Here is a 15,535-nt window from a genome sequence, read left to right on the forward strand (position 1 = left end):
ATGCCCGGTACGACCTCGTCCCCCCACCTCAGTCGCCGCGCGGCCCTCGGCCTCGGGCTCTCGACGGCCGCCGCGCTCGCCCTGCCCGCGCCGCGCGCCGCCGCGGCCCCCGGCGCGCCCCGGCTGCCGAAGCTGAACGCGCGGTCCTGGCTGGTCGCCGACGCGGCGAGCGGGGACATCCTCGCCGCCCATGACGCGCACCGGCGGCTGCCGCCCGCCTCGACGCTGAAGATGCTGTTCGCGGACACCGTGCTGCCCGCGTTCGACCGGAATCTGCGCCACCGCGTCACCGCGGCGGACCTCGCCGGCATCCCGGCGGGCTCCAGCCTCGTCGGCATCCAGGCCGGAACGACGTACACCGTCCATCAGTTGTGGCAGGGCGTGTTCCTGCGGTCGGGGAACGACGCGGTGCATGTGCTGGCGTCGATGTACGGCGGGGTGCCCAAGACGGTCGCCGCGATGCAGGCCCGCGCCACCGCGCTCGGCGCCCGCGACACGCATGTGGTCAGCCCCGACGGCTTCGACCACCCGGGGCAGGTGTCGTCCGCGCACGATCTGACGGTGTTCGCGCGGGCGGGCCTGAAGAACGAGGACTTCCGGGGCTACTGCGCCACGAAGGCCGCCGACTTCCCGGCGGGCGGCGGCAAGTCGTTCCAGATCCAGAACACCGACCGGCTGCTGACCGGGCAGGGCGTCGCCGCGTACCCGGGCCTGATCGGCGTGAAGAACGGCTACACCTCGCACGCGGGCAACACGTTCACCGGCGCGGCCACCCGGGGCGGGCGCACGCTGCTCGTCACCGTCATGCATCCGCGCTCCGGGTACGAGGCGGTGTACGAGGAGACGGCCGCGCTGTTCGACTGGGGGTTCGCGGCGGCCGGGAAGGTGGCGCCCGTGGACCGGCTGGCGTCGGCGCCGGGCGAGCGGCCGCGCCGGGCGCCCGCCGCGAGGCCCGCCGGGGGCGCGGGCCCGGCACCGGCGGGCGCGGCGGGGTCCTCCTCGCCGTCGGCGGACGAGGGCTGGGCGCTCGGCTCGGCGGCCGTCGCGGCGCTCGCGGGCGGCGGTCTGTTCGCCCTGCGCCGCCGCGCCCGCCCCAAGGGCCGCCGCCGGGCCTGACCCGGCCCGCCGGACCTGCCCCCGGCCCCCGCGTCAGATCCGGTCGAGGGCCCAGAGCCGGAAGACGCCGGTGCCGTCCGAGAGGTACTGGCCGCCGGTGATGTCGACGGTGCTCAGGACGTACTCCTTGCGCTGCCACAGCGGCACGATCGGCACGTCCTGCGCGACCAGTTGCTGCACGCGGCGGAAGTCGCGCAGGGTGCGGCTGCGGTCCTCGTACTGCTGGCTGGAGGTGATGAGGTCGTCCACGGCCTTGTTGCTGTAGCCGTTGTGCATGCCGGAGCCGGTGCGTACGAGCTGCGCGGTGAAGGTGTCCGGGTCGGGGAAGTCGGGCAGCCAGCCCACCGCGTACGCGTCGAGCTTCCCGGCCGTGTACCGCTTCTGGAACGCGTCCCAGTCGTAGTAGCGCGTCGTCACCCGGAACAGGCCGGACGCCTCCAGCTGGCGCTTGACCTCCTTCGCCTCGGCCCTGGCCGCGGAGCCGCGCGAGTACGCGTACTCGAAACGGACCGGCGTCGTCACGCCCGCCGCCCGCAGCAGCGCGCGGGCGCGGGCCCGGTCGGGCTTCGGGTAGGCGTCGAAGAACGCGGTGGTGTGGCCGGTGATGCCGCGCGGGACGACCGAGTACAGCGGGTCGACCGTGCCCCGGTACGCGGACTCCACGAGGGCGTCGCGGTCGAGGAGCGCGGCGATGGCCTGGCGGGCGGCGCGGTCGTGCAGGGGGCGGCCCGCGCGGACGTTGAGGACGAGGTTGCGGGTCTCGGCGCTGTCGACGGCGGTGAGCCGCTGGTCGGGGTCGGTCGTCGACAGGCGGGTCAGCAGCGACGGCGGGAGCTGGCGGCTCGCCACGTCCACGGTGTGCCGCTCCCAGGCCGCCTGGAGGGCCGCGGAGTCCTTGAAGTAGCGCAGCACGGTCGGGTGGGCGGGGACCTTCGCCGGGCCCTCGTAGCGGGGGTTGGGCACGAGGGTGGCGCGGGTGCCGGGCCGGTACGACTTCAGGGAGTACGGGCCTGTGCCGTCCACCTCGTCGCCGGAGCGCAGGGACGCCTTCGGGTAGACGTCCCGGTCGACGATGGCGCCGGCGCCGGTGGCGGCCTTGAACGGGAAGGTGGCGTCCGGCGACGACAGATGGAAGGTGACCGTGCGCCCGCGCGCCTCGACACTGCCGAGGGTGTCGAGCAGGGAGGCCGGGCCGACCGGGTCGGCGATCTTGCGGACGCGGTCGAAGGAGAACTTCACGTCGAGCGCGGTCATCGCCCGCCCGCTCGGGAAGCGCAGGCCCGTCTTGAGTTCGCAGCGGTACGTGCGCAGGCCGCCGCCGGTGAAGCCGCAGTGCCGGGCCGCGTCCGGGACCGGGGTCGTGCCGCCGGGGGTGAAGGTGAGCAGCGACTGGAAGACGTTGCTGTACAGCGCCCAGGACCCGGCGTCGTAGGCGCCGGCCGGGTCGAGGGAGGTGATGGAGTCGGTCGTGCCGACGGTGACCGCCTTGCCGGCGTCGGTGTCCTTCGGCAGCAGTTGCCAGCCGCCGACACCGGCCGCGCCGAGCACCACCAGTGACGCGAGGATCCGCAGTCGGACCGAGCCGCGCAGCGTGCGCATGAGAGCCCCCCTCCCCAGTCACTCCCCAGTGACGGAGGTCACTGAATCACAGGAGTTTGAGTTGAGGGAAGGGGGGTTGGTGAGGTGTCCGAGGCGTGAGACGTCGCAGCGCAGGACGGTGCGGGGAACCCGGCCGGGTCCGCCTCCGGCGTTCTATGACGTTCGGCGCAGAGCCCGCACTCCGCGCAACCCGATGACCCCGACGACCGTCCCCAACACAAAGGAGACGACGGCGAGCGTCAGGTGCACCCAGAAGTACGCGGTCGGATCCCCGGCGTCGTCGAAGGCGAGGCCGCTCCCGTCCTTCCAGAGGTTCTTGACGAAAGTGATCCAGATGACCCAGCTCCACACCCCGAAGGCGAGCAGGAACCAGGAGACGGGGCGGCTGAGCTTCATGCCTTCAGTATCGCCAGTCGCCGCCGCGCGCCGCCGCCGGGGTGGGGGCGGCGAGACACAGGTCACCTCGGCGGCGGGCGCCGGGGACGCTGCCTGTACGTTCTCGTCCGTGTCCGCCTCTCCCACGCCCTCCCGCCCGCCGCAGCCCGCCGCCGTCAGGCGCGTCGCACGGCGCTCCCTCGGCGCCGCCTGCGCCCTCCTGCTGGCCGGCTCGGGCCTCGCGCTCGGCGCCGCCGTCCCCGCCTCGGCCGCGTCCGGTGCGTCCGGTGCCGACAAGCCGCCCGCCGACAAGCCCCCGGCGCACATGTCGACCCTCGGCGGCGACCGGCTCGGCCGGCCCGGCACGCAGGTGGAGCTGGGCGCGGGCGCGCCGGTGCTGCCCAAGGACGTGACGGCGAAGTCGTGGCTGGTGTCGGACGCGGAGTCGGGCGAGATTCTCGCCGCGCACAACGCGCACTGGCGGCTGCCTCCCGCGAGCACCCTGAAGATGCTGTTCGCGGACACGGTCCTGCCGAAGTTCCCGAAGTCGCAGAAGCACACGGTCGTGAACGACGACCTGAAGGGCATGGGCGCCGGCTCCAGCGTCGCGGGCATCAAGGAGGGCTACACGTACTCCGTGCACGACCTGTGGCTCGGCGTGTTCCTGCGCTCGGGCAACGACGCGGTCCATGTGCTGTCCGCGCTGAACGGCGGCGTCCCGCAGACCGTACGGGACATGCAGCAGCACGCCGACGAACTGCGCGCCGAGGACACCCATGTGGCCAGCCCCGACGGCTACGACGCGCCGGGGCAGGTCTCGTCCGCGTACGACCTGACGCTGTTCGCGCGCTCCGGGCTGCAGAAGAGCGACTTCCGGGAGTACTGCTCGACGGTGACGGCGAAGCTGCCGAAGGAGCAGAAGAAGGGGCGTACGACGGAGACGTTCGAGATCCAGAACACCAACCGGCTGCTGCGCGGCGAGGGCGACCTGCCCGCGTACCAGGGCATCGCGGGTGTGAAGAACGGCAACACGACGCACGCGGGCGCGACCTTCACCGGGGTCGCCGAGCGCGGCGGGCGGGTGCTGCTCGTGACGGTGATGAACCCGCGCGGCCGCGAGTCGCACGCCGTCTACAAGGAGACCGCGCGGCTGCTGGACTGGGGGTTCGCGGCGGCCGGGAAGGTGACGCCGGTGGGCCGGCTCGTCGGGCCGAAGGGCACCGACCCCGAGCCGTCGGGGACGGCGAGCCTGCGGGCGGGCGCGGGGAAGACGGGCCCGGCCCGGCCGGTCGCGCACGCGCAGGTGGCGTCGGGGTCCTCCAGCGGCATGGGTGTCGCGCTCGCGGTGGCGGGCGGGGCGGTGGTGGTGCTGGCGGGCGTGGTGTTCGTGGTGCGCAAGCGGTTCCCGGTGCGGCCCAGGGGCTGAGCGGGCGGGTCCCTGCGCGCGCGTCAGGCCGCGAAGGGGCCCGTCGCCTCCTCGGGCCGCTCCCTGCGGGTGGCGGTCCAGGCGGCGCAGAACAGCAGGAGCTTCGCCGTGAAGTTGATCCACAGCAGCAGGGCGACGGGCGTCCCGAACGCGCCGTACATGCTCTTGCCGGCGACGCCCTTGATGTAGCCGCCGAGCAGCAGCTTGAGCAGTTCGAAGCCGGCCGCGCCGATCAGCGCCGCGTTGATCAGGTCCTTGCGGCGCGGGTGGACGCCGGGCAGCAGGGTGAGGACGTACAGGAGCAGAAGGAAGTCGGCGAGGACCGCGATGGCGAAGGCGATGCCCTGGAGCAGGGCGCCGCCCCAGCCGGCGCGGTCGATGCCGAGCTGGTCCGCGCTCCAGCCGACGGCGGTGGAGGCGACGGTGGAGGCGAGCAGCGAGGCGAGGCCCGCGCCGCCGAGGCCGACGAGGATGCCGGCGTCCTTGAGCTTGCGCAGCAGGGGGTTCTCCTCGCGGTCCGGCTCCTCCCAGACCACGCGCAGGCACTCCCGCATGGAGCCGACCCAGCCGACACCCGTGAACAGCAGCAGCGCGCCCGCGACGAGCCCGACGGTCCCGGCGTTGTCGACGAGGGCGCCGATGTCGAGCTGGTCGGAGATGCCGGGGATCTGCTTGCTGATCTGCGACTCCAGGTGGCGCTGCTGGCCGGGGCCGAGGGTGCCGGCGGCGATGGCGGCGGCGACCGTGAGCAGCGGGAACAGCGCGAGGAAGCTGATGAACGTCATGGCGGCGGCGAGGCGGGCCCACTTGACCTCGTCGAGGCGTTCGTAGGCCTGCCAGGCGTGGGTGCGCATCAGCCGGGCGACGAGCGGCCCGATCACGGGCAGGTTCTTCAGCCAGTCCATGAGCCCAGCCTGCCCGCTCCGCGCGGTTTCACCGGGGAGGAGCGGAATACGAGCGTCCGGGTGCCCCAGAACCGCAGCAGGGTCGCAAGCGCCATGCCGACGCCCGAGCCCGAGACCGTGTCGGCGCGCGCCGAGGTGAGGCCGAGGCCGTAGTGCGAGAAGGCCAGGCACAGGAGCTGGACGAGGGCGCCCGCGATGTTGACGGCGAAGAAGACTCCGTACTGGCGCAGCCGTGAGACCCCCTCGGCCCGCCCCCGGTAGGTGCCGAGCGCGTTGCCCGCGTAGGCGACCGTGCAGCCGGCGAGGAACGACACGCACTTGGCGGTGATCGGGCCGGTGCCGACGCTGCCGCGCAGCCAGACGAAGAGGCCGAGGTCGGCGGCGTACGCGCACAGGCCGACGGCGGCGAACGCGCCGATCTCGGGCCCGGCCGCACGCAGCCTGTCCAGCGGCACGGCCCTCACCAGTCCACGACGGCGAGCCCGTACATGGCCAGCCAGACCAGGCCGATGACGGCGAGCGCCCGGTCGCGCAGCACCACGTCCTCGGGTTCGCCGGCCGAGCCCCGGTCGGCGAAGACGGCGTAGCGCAGCACGGCGAGGATGAAGGCGACCATGGACAACTGCCGCCACGGGAGCAGGCTGGAGCGGGCGACACCGCCCTCCTCCATGGCCCACAGGCAGTAGGCGAGGACGGCGACCCCGGCGGCGAGCTGCCACACGAAGCGCAGATAGCCGGTGGTGTACTCGCTGAGCAGGGCGCGGGTCGCCCCGCCCTTCCCGGCCATCTGGACGGCTTCGGAGTACCGCTTGGCGGAGACCATGAACAGGGCGCCGAACCCGGTCGTGATGAGGAACCAGCGCGAGAGCGGGATGCCGAGCGCGAGCCCGCCGATCATCGCCCGCATGAGGAAGCCGGTGGAGACGACGACGAGGTCGACGACGAGGACGTGCTTGAGGCTGACGCAGTAGGCGAGTTGCATGACGACGTACGCGGTGAGCAGCGCGGCGGTGGCCGGGTTGCACAGGGCGGCGGCGACGGCCGGGGCGAGCACGGCGAGGACGGCGCCCACCGCGTAGGCGACGGGTACGGGGACCTGGCCGGCGGCGACCGGACGGTGCCGCTTGACGGGGTGGGCGCGGTCGGCTTCGGCGTCGCGGGCGTCGTTGATGAGGTAGACGGCCGACGCGGCGGCGGTGAACAGGGCGAAGACGAGGGCGAGCCGGGGCAGCGCCGTGCGGGTGAAGAGGTCGCCCGCGGCGGCCGGGGCGGCGACGACCAGCACGTTCTTGACCCACTGGCGGGGGCGTGCGGTGCGCAGGAGCCCGGCGGGCAGGGCGAGCGGCGAGGCGCGGGGCCCCGGCGCCGGGGCCGGCGCGGGCCGGTCGAGGACGGCGACGCGGTCGCCGCCGCCGGAGCGGGCGGGGCGGGCTGTGGGGTCGGCGGAGTCGGTCACCGGGCGGCACCTCCGGTCGTCCAGCGGGTTCCGATGCGGGCGGTGAGGGCGCCGAGGGCGGCGCCCGCGGCGACGTCGGAGGGGTAGTGCACGCCGACGACGAGCCGGGAGACGCACATGGCGGCGGCGACGGGCGGCACGAGGTGCCGGCCGACGGGTGACAGGGCGCCGTAGGCGACGGCGGCCGCGGCGGCGGACGTGGCGTGCGAACTGGGGAAGGAGTGCCGGCCCGCGGTGCGCACCAGCGGGGTGACGCCGGCGCCCGACGCGGGGCGGGGGCGGCGCACCACGCGTTTGACGCCCATGCTGGTGAGGTGGGCGGCGGCGGTGACGGCGGTGGCGCGCAGCCAGGCGGAGCGGCGGTCGCGGTCGAGGGCCGCTCCGGTGAGGCCGGCGGCCAGCCACAGCGCGCCGTGTTCCCCGGCCCAGGACAGGGCGCGGGCGCCGGCGGCCACGCGCGGGTCGTGGCCGCAGTCGCGCAGGGCCGACAGCAGTCGGCGGTCCAGGTCGTCCATGCGGCTCACTGTGCGGGCCGTGACCGCGTCGGCCGCGTCAATCTACGCTGACACCCCATCAATCACCCATTTCGGTGAGGATCAGCACGGTTCAGAGCAAACCGCACCTTTATGGGCGATACGGTCGCGGGCATGGCTGCCGACCCCCTCACCACGCCCGGCTTCGACGCCGTCCCGGTCACCGGCTGGGGCCGTACCGCCCCGACCTCCGCGCACCTCGTCCGGCCCCGCTCCTACGAGGAGACCGTCTCGGCCGTGAAGGAGTGCGCCGCGCCCGGCCGGCGCGGCGGCATCCCGCGCGGTCTCGGCCGCGCCTACGGCGACGCCGCGCAGAACGCGGGCGGCGCCGTCCTCGACATGACCGCCCTCGACCGCATCCACGCCATCGACGCCGACGCGGGCACGGTCCTGTGCGACGCGGGCGTCTCCCTGCACCGGCTGATGGAGGTGCTGCTGCCGCTCGGCTGGTTCGTGCCGGTGACCCCCGGCACCCGGTACGTGACGGTCGGCGGGGCGATCGGCGCCGACATCCACGGCAAGAACCACCACGTCAGCGGCTCCTTCGCCCGGCATGTGCAGGCGCTGGAACTGCTCACGGCCGACGGTGAGGTGCGGGTCGTCGAGCGCGGCACGGAACTCTTCGACGCGACCGCCGGGGGCATGGGCCTGACCGGGGTCATCCTCACCGCCACGGTCAGCCTCCAGCCGGTCGCCACCTCGTACATGTCGGTGGACACCGAGCGGGCCGCCGACCTCGACGACCTGATGGCCCGGCTGACCGCGACCGACCACCGCTACCGCTACTCCGTCGCCTGGATCGACCTGCTCGCGCGCGGCGCCGCGACCGGCCGCTCGGTGCTGACCCGCGGCGAGCACGCCCCGCTGGACGCGCTGCCCGCCCGCGCCCGCCGCGACCCGCTCGCCTTCCGCCCCGGCCGGCTGCCCGCCGCGCCCTCGTTCCTGCCGGAGGGGCTGCTGGGGCGCACGACGGTCGGCGCGTTCAACGAGCTGTGGTACCGCAAGGCGCCCCGCGCGCGCACCGGCCAGATCCAGAAGCTGTCGACGTTCTTCCACCCCCTCGACGGCGTCCCGCACTGGAACCGCGTCTACGGCCGCGGCGGCTTCGTGCAGTACCAGTTCGTCGTCGGGTACGGGAAGGAGGACGCCCTGCGCGAGATCGTGCGGCGGATCTCGCGGCGCGGCTGCCCGTCCTTCCTCGCCGTGCTCAAGCGGTTCGGGGAGGGCGACCCGGGCTGGCTGTCGTTCCCGATGCCGGGCTGGACGCTCGCCCTGGACATCCCGGCGAACCTGCCGGGGCTCGGCGCGTTCCTCGACGAGCTGGACGAGGAGGTCGCCGCGGCGGGCGGCCGTGTCTATCTCGCCAAGGACTCCCGGCTGCGGCCCGAGCTGCTGCCCGGCATGTATCCGCGCCTCGCCGACTTCCGCGCGCTGCGCGCCCGCCTGGATCCGGCGGGCGTGTTCCGCTCCGACCTCTCGCGCCGCCTCGGCCTGTGAGCCGCCCCGGCACCCCGCGAAGCAAAGCCCGCCAGGACCGCAAGGACCGCCCGCACCTCTTCCCAAGGAGCCCCCGTTGAAAGACGCCTTCGGCGCCCCCCAGTCCCTGCTCGTCCTCGGCGGCACCTCCGAGATCGCCCTCGCCACGGCCCGCCGCCTGATCGCCCGCCGCACCCGTACCGTCTGGCTCGCGGGCCGCCCCTCCCCCGGCCTCGAGCAGGCCGCCGAGCAGTTGCGCGCCCTCGGCGCGGACGCCCGTACGGTCGCCTTCGACGCGCTGGACGCCGAGTCGCACGAGGTGGCGCTCGGCAAGGTGTTCGCCGAGGGCGACATCGACATGGTGCTGCTGGCGTTCGGCGTCCTCGGCGACCAGGCCCGCGACGAGGGCGACCCGATGGCCGCGGTGCGGGTCGCGCAGACCAACTACACCGGCGCGGTCTCGGCGGGCCTGGTGTGCGCGCGGGCCCTCCAGTCGCAGGGGCACGGCTCGCTGGTCGTGCTGTCGTCGGTCGCGGGCGAGCGGGCCCGCCGCGCCAACTTCATCTACGGCTCCAGCAAGGCGGGCCTCGACGCGTTCGCCCAGGGCCTCGGGGACGCGCTGCACGGCACGGGCGTGCACGTCATGGTCGTACGGCCCGGCTTCGTACGGTCGAAGATGACGGCGGGGATGGACGAGGCGCCGCTCGCCACGACGCCGGACGCGGTGGCCCGTGCCGTCGAGGCGGGGCTGCGGCGCCGCTCGGAGACGGTGTGGGTGCCGGGGACGCTGCGCGTGGTGATGTCGGCGCTGCGCCACGTCCCGCGCCCGCTCTTCCGCCGCCTGCCGCTGTGAGCCTCTACGGGCGGCGGCTGCGGCCCCGGGGCTGGACGGGCAGGGCGGGGCCGGGGAAGGTGAAGTCGCGCAGACGGCGCCAGACGCCGTCCTCGCCCTGCTCGTACAGGGCGAACCCGGTGCACGGCCAGGCCGCCTCGTAGTCCGCCAGCTCCTCGTACGCGCGGTCCATCGCGTCCTCGGCGATGCCGTGCGCGACCGTCACATGCGGGTGGTACGGGAACTGCAGCTCCCGCGCGACCGGGCCCGAGGCGTCCCTGACCTGCTTCTGCAGGCCGGCGCACGCCTCGGCGCCCTCGACGACCTGGATGAACACCACCGGCGACAGCGGCCGGAAGGTGCCCGTGCCGGACAGCCGCAGGGTGAACGGGCGGCCCGCCGCCGCGACCTCCGACAGATGGGTCTCGATGGCCGGCAGGTCACCGGCCTCGACCTCGGTCGGCGGCAGCAGCGTGATGTGCGTGGGGATGCCGTGCGCCGCGGGGTCGCCGAAGCCCGCACGCCGCTCCTGGAGCAGGCTGCCGTGTGGCTCCGGGACCGCGATCGAGACGCCGATCGTTACGGTCCCCACGTCGTACTCCTGTCGTCGAGTGGCGGGCGGGCGGGCACAGCGGTTCGAAGCCGCCGGGTCAGTGCTTGGCAGGCAGGAAGCCGACCTTGTCGTACGCCTGGGAGAGCGTCTCGGCGGCGACGGCGCGTGCCTTCTCCGCGCCCTTGGCGAGGATCGAGTCGAGCGTCTCCGGGTCGTCCAGGTACTCCTGCGTACGGGCCCGGAACGGGGTCACGAACTCCACCATGACCTCGGCCAGGTCCGTCTTGAGCGCACCGTACATCTTGCCCTCGTACTTCTGCTCCAGTTCCGGGATACCGGCGCCGGTGAGGGTGGAGTAGATGGTCAGGAGGTTGCTGACGCCGGGCTTCTTCTCGGCGTCGTAGCGGATGACCGTGTCGGTGTCGGTGACCGCGCTCTTGACCTTCTTCGCGGTGGTCTTCGGCTCGTCCAGGAGGTTGATGAGGCCCTTCGGCGTGGACGCCGACTTGCTCATCTTGACCGTGGGGTCCTGGAGGTCGTAGATCTTCGCCGTCTCCTTGAGGATGTACGGCGCCGGGATCGTGAAGGTGTCGCCGAACCGGCCGTTGAACCGGGTGGCCAGGTCGCGGGTCAGCTCGATGTGCTGGCGCTGGTCCTCACCGACCGGCACCTGGTCGGCCTGGTACAGCAGGATGTCGGCGACCTGGAGGATCGGGTACGTGAACAGGCCGACGGAGGCCCGGTCGGAGCCCTGCTTCGCGGACTTGTCCTTGAACTGGGTCATCCGGCCGGCCTCGCCGAAGCCGGTCAGGCAGTTCATCACCCAGGCGAGCTGCGCGTGCTCGGGGACATGGCTCTGGACGAACAGCGTGCAGCGCTCGGGGTCGAGGCCCGCGGCGAGGAGCTGGGCGGCGGCGAGGCGGGTGTTGGCCCGCAGCTCCTTCGGGTCCTGCGGAATGGTGATCGCATGCAGGTCCACGACCATGTAGAAGGCGTCGTGGGACTCCTGCAGGGCGACCCACTGGCGCACGGCGCCGAGGTAGTTGCCGAGGTGGAACGAGCCCGCGGTGGGCTGGATTCCGGAGAGCACGCGAGGACTGTCAGAGGCCATGCCCCTCATTCTCTCAGGTGCCGCTCGTTGCTCGGGCCCAGGTACGCGCGCGCGTGCCGCGCCCCGGACCGCGCCGGGCGCCCGGGGTCGGGCCCGCGCCACTCGCGGGCCCCGGCGCCGGGGTGTCCGACATCACCCGCGGCGGGGCGTGCGGCGGACCGGACGGCGCCGGGGGGCGGGGCCTCGCTCCCCGGGGCGCGGGGCCTTCGGCCCGGGTCAGCCCAGGTCGATCGTCGGGTAGAGCGGGAAGCCGGCGAGGAGGTCGGAGGCGCGGCGGGCGACCTCGTCGGCGACCTTCGCGTCCAGCACGTGGCTCGCCTTGGAGCGGGCGCCGGACTTCGTGGTGCCGGGCTCGGCGGCGGCCAGGACCCGGTCGATCAGCGCGGCGATCTCGTCCATCTCGCCCGTGCCGAGGCCGCGGGTGGTCAGGGCGGGCGTGCCGATGCGGATGCCGGAGGTGTACCAGGCGCCGTTGGGGTCGGCGGGGATGGCGTTGCGGTTGGTGACGACACCCGCGTCGAGCAGCGCGGACTCGGCCTGGCGGCCGGTGAGCCCGTACGAGCCCGCCACGTCGATCAGGTTCAGGTGGTTGTCGGTGCCGCCGGTGACGAGGGTGGCGCCGCGCCGGGTCAGGCCGTCGGCGAGGGCGCGGGCGTTGTCGACGATGCGCTGGGCGTAGTCCTGGAACTCGGGCCTGCGGGCCTCGGCGAGCGCGACGGCCTTCGCGGCCATGACGTGCGGCAGCGGGCCGCCGAGGACCATCGGGCAGCCCCGGTCGACCTGGTCCCTGAGCGAGTCGTCGCACAGGACCATGCCGCCGCGCGGGCCGCGCAGCGACTTGTGGGTGGTCGTCGTCACGATCTGCGCGTGCGGTACGGGGTCGAAGTCGCCGGTGAGGACCTTGCCGGCGACGAGGCCCGCGAAGTGCGCCATGTCGACCATGAGCGTGGCGCCGGCCTCGTCGGCGATCTCCCGCATGATCCGGAAGTTCACCAGGCGCGGGTACGCGGAGTACCCGGCGACAATGATCAGCGGCTTGAACTCCCGGGCCTGCGCGCGCAGCGCCTCGTAGTCGATGAGGCCGGTGGCGGGGTCGGTGCCGTACGAGCGCTGGTCGAACATCTTGCCGGAGATGTTGGGCCGGAAGCCGTGGGTGAGGTGACCGCCCGCGTCCAGGGACATGCCGAGCATCCGCTGGTTGCCGAAGGCCTGCCGCAGCTCGGCCCAGTCGGCGTCGCTCAGGTCGTTGATCTGGCGGACGCCGGTGCGCTCCAGGAAGGGGGCCTCGACGCGGTCGGCGAGGACGGCCCAGAAGGCGACGAGGTTGGCGTCGATGCCGGAGTGCGGCTGCACGTAGGCGTGGCGGGCGCCGAACAGCTCGCGGGCGTGCTCGGCGGCGAGCGACTCGACGGTGTCGACGTTGCGGCAGCCCGCGTAGAAGCGGCGGCCGACGGTGCCTTCGGCGTACTTGTCGCTGAACCAGTTGCCCATGGTGAGCAGGGTCGCCGGGGAGGCGTAGTTCTCGGACGCGATCAGCTTCAGCATCTCGCGCTGGTCGGTCAGCTCCTGCGCGATGGCGTCGGCGACGCGCGGCTCCACGGCCCGTACGACGTCGAGCGCGCTGCGGTACGCGGTCGACTCGGGGCTCAGGGGCGCGGCGGGCGCGGGGGATGCGGGGGTCTCGGACATGGGGGCTGCCTCCGGACACGGTCGGTACGCGGTCGGTTCACGGGTCGGCCCAGGCGCACGGCACACGGTTCACGAGCCGCTCCCCGATGGTCGGTCCCATCCCAGCGCGCCAGTCACGGCTCCCCCGTCACATTACCGGGCGCGTCGCGCAGCGAGGTTTCCGCGTCCACGATCCGAGCGACGATAGGAAGGGGCCAAAGGCTCCTCCCGCGCCCAGCGCTTCGAGCCGTACGAACGGAGATCCCGTGACTTCTGTGACTCCCGGTGCTTCTGGAACTCAAGGTGCTGCTGTGACTCCCGGTGCCTCCGGCACCCCCGGTCGGGCCACGCAGGACCACATCGCCGCCGCCGACGCCCACAGCGCGCACAACTACCATCCGCTGCCCGTCGTCGTGGCGAGCGCCGAGGGCGCGTGGATGACGGACGTCGAGGGCCGCCGCTACCTGGACATGCTGGCGGGCTACTCGGCGCTCAACTTCGGGCACGGCAACCGGCGCCTGATCGACGCGGCGAAGGCGCAGCTGGAGCGGGTGACGCTGACGTCGAGGGCGTTCCACCACGACCGGTTCGCCGCGTTCTGCACGCAGCTCGCCGAGCTGTGCGGCATGGAGACGGTGCTGCCGATGAACACCGGCGCGGAGGCGGTGGAGACGGCGGTCAAGACGGCCCGCAAGTGGGGCTACCGCGTCAAGGGCGTCCCCGAGGGCCGGGCCAGGATCGTCGTCGCGCGGGACAACTTCCACGGCCGTACGACGACCATCGTCAGCTTCTCCACGGACCCCGAGGCCCGCGCGGACTACGGCCCGTACACGCCGGGCTTCGACATCGTGCCGTACGGGGACCTGGACGCCCTGCGCGCGGCGGTCACCGACGACACGGTGGCCGTGCTCCTGGAGCCGATCCAGGGCGAGGCGGGCGTCCTCGTACCGCCGCCCGGCTATCTGGCGGGCGTACGGGAGCTGACGCGCGAGCGGAACGTGCTGTTCGTCGCCGACGAGATCCAGTCGGGGCTCGGCCGCACCGGGCGGACGTTCGCGTGCGAGCACGAGGGCGTCGTCCCGGACATGTACGTGCTGGGCAAGGCGCTCGGCGGCGGTGTCGTACCGGTGTCGGCGGTGGTCTCCGGGGCGGACGTGCTCGGTGTGTTCAAGCCGGGCGAGCACGGCTCGACGTTCGGCGGGAACCCGCTGGCCTGCGCGGTCGCCCTTGAGGTCATCGCCATGCTGCGCACCGGCGAGTACCAGGCGCGGGCGGCGGAACTGGGCGAGCACCTGCACGCGGAGCTGGGCCTGCTGGCCGGCTCCGGCAAGGTCACCGGGGTGCGCGGGCGCGGGCTGTGGGCGGGCGTCGACATCGACCCGGCGCTCGGTACGGGACGGCAGATCTCGGAGCGGCTGATGGCGCGGGGCGTGCTCGTCAAGGACACGCACGGCTCGACGATCCGGCTCGCGCCGCCGCTGGTGATCTCCAAGGAGGACCTGGACTGGGGGCTCACCCAGCTCCGCGAGGTCCTCGGCTGAGCCTCCCGGGACCGTCCGGGCACGGTCCGCGGCGCCGGGATCGTCCCCCTGCGTCGCATAGAGTCGCGTCGTGCCTTGGGGAATGTTGTGTGCGCTGGGAGCGGCGCTCTGTTTCGGTACCGCGTCGGTGCTCCAGGCGGTGGCCACGCGGGCGGCGGAGCCCGGTACGGGGTCGGGCGTGGACCCGGCGCTGCTCGTACGGGCCGCGCGCCAGTGGCGGTACGCCGCCGGACTCGCCCTGGACGGGCTCGGGTTCGTGCTCCAGGTCGTCGCGCTGCGCTCGCTGCCGATCTACGCGGTGGGCGCGGCGCTCGCGGCGAGCCTCGCGGTGACGGCGGTGGTCGCGGCCCGGCTGCTCGGGGTGCGGCTGCGGGGCGCCGAGTGGGGCGCCGTCGCGGGCGTCTGCGCGGGCCTCGGCATGCTGGCGCTCGCGTCCGGCGCGGAAGGCGGGCGGACCGGCTCGGACGCCCTGCGGTACACGATGCTCGGGGTGGCGGCGGCCGTGCTGCTCCTCGGCCTGCTGGGCGGGCGGCTCCCGGAGCGCTGGCGGGCCCTGGTCCTCGGCCTCGGCTCGGGGTTCGGCTTCGGGGTCGTCGAGGTCAGCGTCCGCCTGATCGACGACCTGAGCCCGGGGCGCCTGCTGACGAACCCGGCGACGTACGCGCTGCTCCTCGGCGGCGGGGCGGCTTTCCTGCTGCTGACGTCGGCGCTCCAGCGCGGGTCGGTGACGGCGGCGACGGCCGGCATGGTCATCGGCGAGACGGTCGGCCCGGCCCTCGTCGGCGTCCTCTGCCTCGGCGACCGCACCCGCCCCGGCCTCACCTGGCTGGCCGTCACGGGCTTCACGGTGGCGGTCGCGGCGGCCCTGGCCCTGGCCCGCTTCGGCGAGGCACCGGTGGAGGCGGAGGCGTCGGCAGCGGAGGGCGCGGGGCGGGTGGCGTAGC

Annotated in this window: 15 protein-coding genes and 1 riboswitch; of the genes, 6 read left to right on the plus strand and 9 right to left on the minus strand. The window is 73.9% G+C overall.

Features of this window, described 5'->3' with window-relative positions; translation table 11 throughout:
• Window positions 1-1,116, plus strand: a complete 1,116-nt coding sequence (locus ACZ7LY_RS25575; protein WP_471627037.1) for a D-alanyl-D-alanine carboxypeptidase family protein — start codon at window positions 1-3, stop codon at window positions 1,114-1,116.
• 33 nt (window positions 1,117-1,149) lie between these two features.
• On the opposite strand, the gene ACZ7LY_RS25580 is transcribed toward ACZ7LY_RS25575, so the two are convergent.
• A complete protein-coding gene (locus ACZ7LY_RS25580; RefSeq protein WP_471627038.1) occupies window positions 1,150-2,715 on the minus strand; it encodes an ABC transporter substrate-binding protein in 1,566 nt (521 codons plus the stop codon).
• A gap of 153 nt (window positions 2,716-2,868) precedes the next feature.
• A complete protein-coding gene (locus ACZ7LY_RS25585; RefSeq protein ID WP_471627039.1) occupies window positions 2,869-3,111 on the minus strand; it encodes an SCO4848 family membrane protein in 243 nt (80 codons plus the stop codon).
• A gap of 109 nt (window positions 3,112-3,220) precedes the next feature.
• Here ACZ7LY_RS25585 and ACZ7LY_RS25590 point away from each other — a divergent pair, with 109 nt between their 5' ends.
• The gene (locus ACZ7LY_RS25590) at window positions 3,221-4,516 is read left to right on the plus strand and encodes a D-alanyl-D-alanine carboxypeptidase family protein (protein ID WP_471627040.1); all 1,296 of its coding nucleotides are present in this window, start codon (window positions 3,221-3,223) and stop codon (window positions 4,514-4,516) included.
• Window positions 4,517-4,539: 23 nt separating this feature from the next.
• Here the strand turns inward: ACZ7LY_RS25590 and ACZ7LY_RS25595 are convergent, their stop codons facing one another.
• From ACZ7LY_RS25595 to ACZ7LY_RS25610, 4 genes are all read right to left on the minus strand, one after another.
• A complete protein-coding gene (locus ACZ7LY_RS25595; protein ID WP_471627041.1) occupies window positions 4,540-5,421 on the minus strand; it encodes a YihY/virulence factor BrkB family protein in 882 nt (293 codons plus the stop codon).
• The gene (locus ACZ7LY_RS25600) at window positions 5,409-5,876 is read right to left on the minus strand and encodes a GtrA family protein (RefSeq protein WP_471627042.1); all 468 of its coding nucleotides are present in this window, start codon (window positions 5,874-5,876) and stop codon (window positions 5,409-5,411) included. The genes ACZ7LY_RS25595 and ACZ7LY_RS25600 overlap by 13 nt, the downstream gene beginning before the upstream one ends.
• Window positions 5,877-5,881: 5 nt before the next feature.
• Window positions 5,882-6,757 carry a decaprenyl-phosphate phosphoribosyltransferase gene (locus tag ACZ7LY_RS25605; RefSeq protein ID WP_471627076.1) on the minus strand — a complete coding sequence of 292 codons (876 nt, stop codon included), beginning with the start codon at window positions 6,755-6,757 and terminating at the stop codon, window positions 5,882-5,884.
• Window positions 6,758-6,873: 116 nt separating this feature from the next.
• Entirely contained in the window at window positions 6,874-7,392 is a 519-nt protein-coding gene (locus ACZ7LY_RS25610) for a phosphatase PAP2 family protein (RefSeq protein WP_471627043.1), read from the minus strand.
• Between the two features lie 111 nt (window positions 7,393-7,503).
• Between ACZ7LY_RS25610 and ACZ7LY_RS25615 the strand changes: the two genes are divergently transcribed.
• Both ACZ7LY_RS25615 and ACZ7LY_RS25620 read left to right on the plus strand, forming a co-directional pair.
• Window positions 7,504-8,907, plus strand: a complete 1,404-nt coding sequence (locus ACZ7LY_RS25615) for an FAD-binding oxidoreductase (protein ID WP_471627044.1) — start codon at window positions 7,504-7,506, stop codon at window positions 8,905-8,907.
• Window positions 8,908-8,983: 76 nt separating this feature from the next.
• Window positions 8,984-9,739, plus strand: coding sequence for a decaprenylphospho-beta-D-erythro-pentofuranosid-2-ulose 2-reductase (locus ACZ7LY_RS25620; RefSeq protein WP_471627045.1), 756 nt, complete (start codon window positions 8,984-8,986; stop codon window positions 9,737-9,739).
• Between the two features lie 4 nt (window positions 9,740-9,743).
• Here the strand turns inward: ACZ7LY_RS25620 and ACZ7LY_RS25625 are convergent, their stop codons facing one another.
• The 3 genes from ACZ7LY_RS25625 to ACZ7LY_RS25635 all read right to left on the minus strand — a co-directional run bounded on the left by ACZ7LY_RS25625 (window position 9,744) and on the right by ACZ7LY_RS25635 (window position 13,071).
• Window positions 9,744-10,310, minus strand: a complete 567-nt coding sequence (locus tag ACZ7LY_RS25625) for a 2'-5' RNA ligase family protein (RefSeq protein ID WP_471627046.1) — start codon at window positions 10,308-10,310, stop codon at window positions 9,744-9,746.
• A 58-nt stretch (window positions 10,311-10,368) separates the two neighbouring features.
• Entirely contained in the window at window positions 10,369-11,382 is a 1,014-nt protein-coding gene (gene trpS, locus ACZ7LY_RS25630) for a tryptophan--tRNA ligase (RefSeq protein ID WP_471627047.1), read from the minus strand.
• A gap of 216 nt (window positions 11,383-11,598) precedes the next feature.
• A complete protein-coding gene (locus tag ACZ7LY_RS25635) occupies window positions 11,599-13,071 on the minus strand; it encodes a glycine hydroxymethyltransferase (protein WP_471627048.1) in 1,473 nt (490 codons plus the stop codon).
• A 40-nt stretch (window positions 13,072-13,111) separates the two neighbouring features.
• A riboswitch (ZMP/ZTP riboswitch) is annotated at window positions 13,112-13,198 on the minus strand.
• A gap of 163 nt (window positions 13,199-13,361) precedes the next feature.
• On the opposite strand from ACZ7LY_RS25635, the gene rocD reads away from it, so the two are divergent.
• Both rocD and ACZ7LY_RS25645 read left to right on the plus strand, forming a co-directional pair.
• Window positions 13,362-14,591 carry an ornithine--oxo-acid transaminase gene (rocD, locus tag ACZ7LY_RS25640; protein WP_471627049.1) on the plus strand — a complete coding sequence of 410 codons (1,230 nt, stop codon included), beginning with the start codon at window positions 13,362-13,364 and terminating at the stop codon, window positions 14,589-14,591.
• Window positions 14,592-14,673: 82 nt separating this feature from the next.
• Window positions 14,674-15,534: a DMT family protein gene (locus ACZ7LY_RS25645; protein WP_471627077.1), complete on the plus strand. Its 861-nt coding sequence runs from the start codon at window positions 14,674-14,676 to the stop codon at window positions 15,532-15,534.
• Window position 15,535: the final 1 nt, after the last annotated feature.

The organism is Streptomyces sp. NPDC107550, from assembly GCF_055639095.1.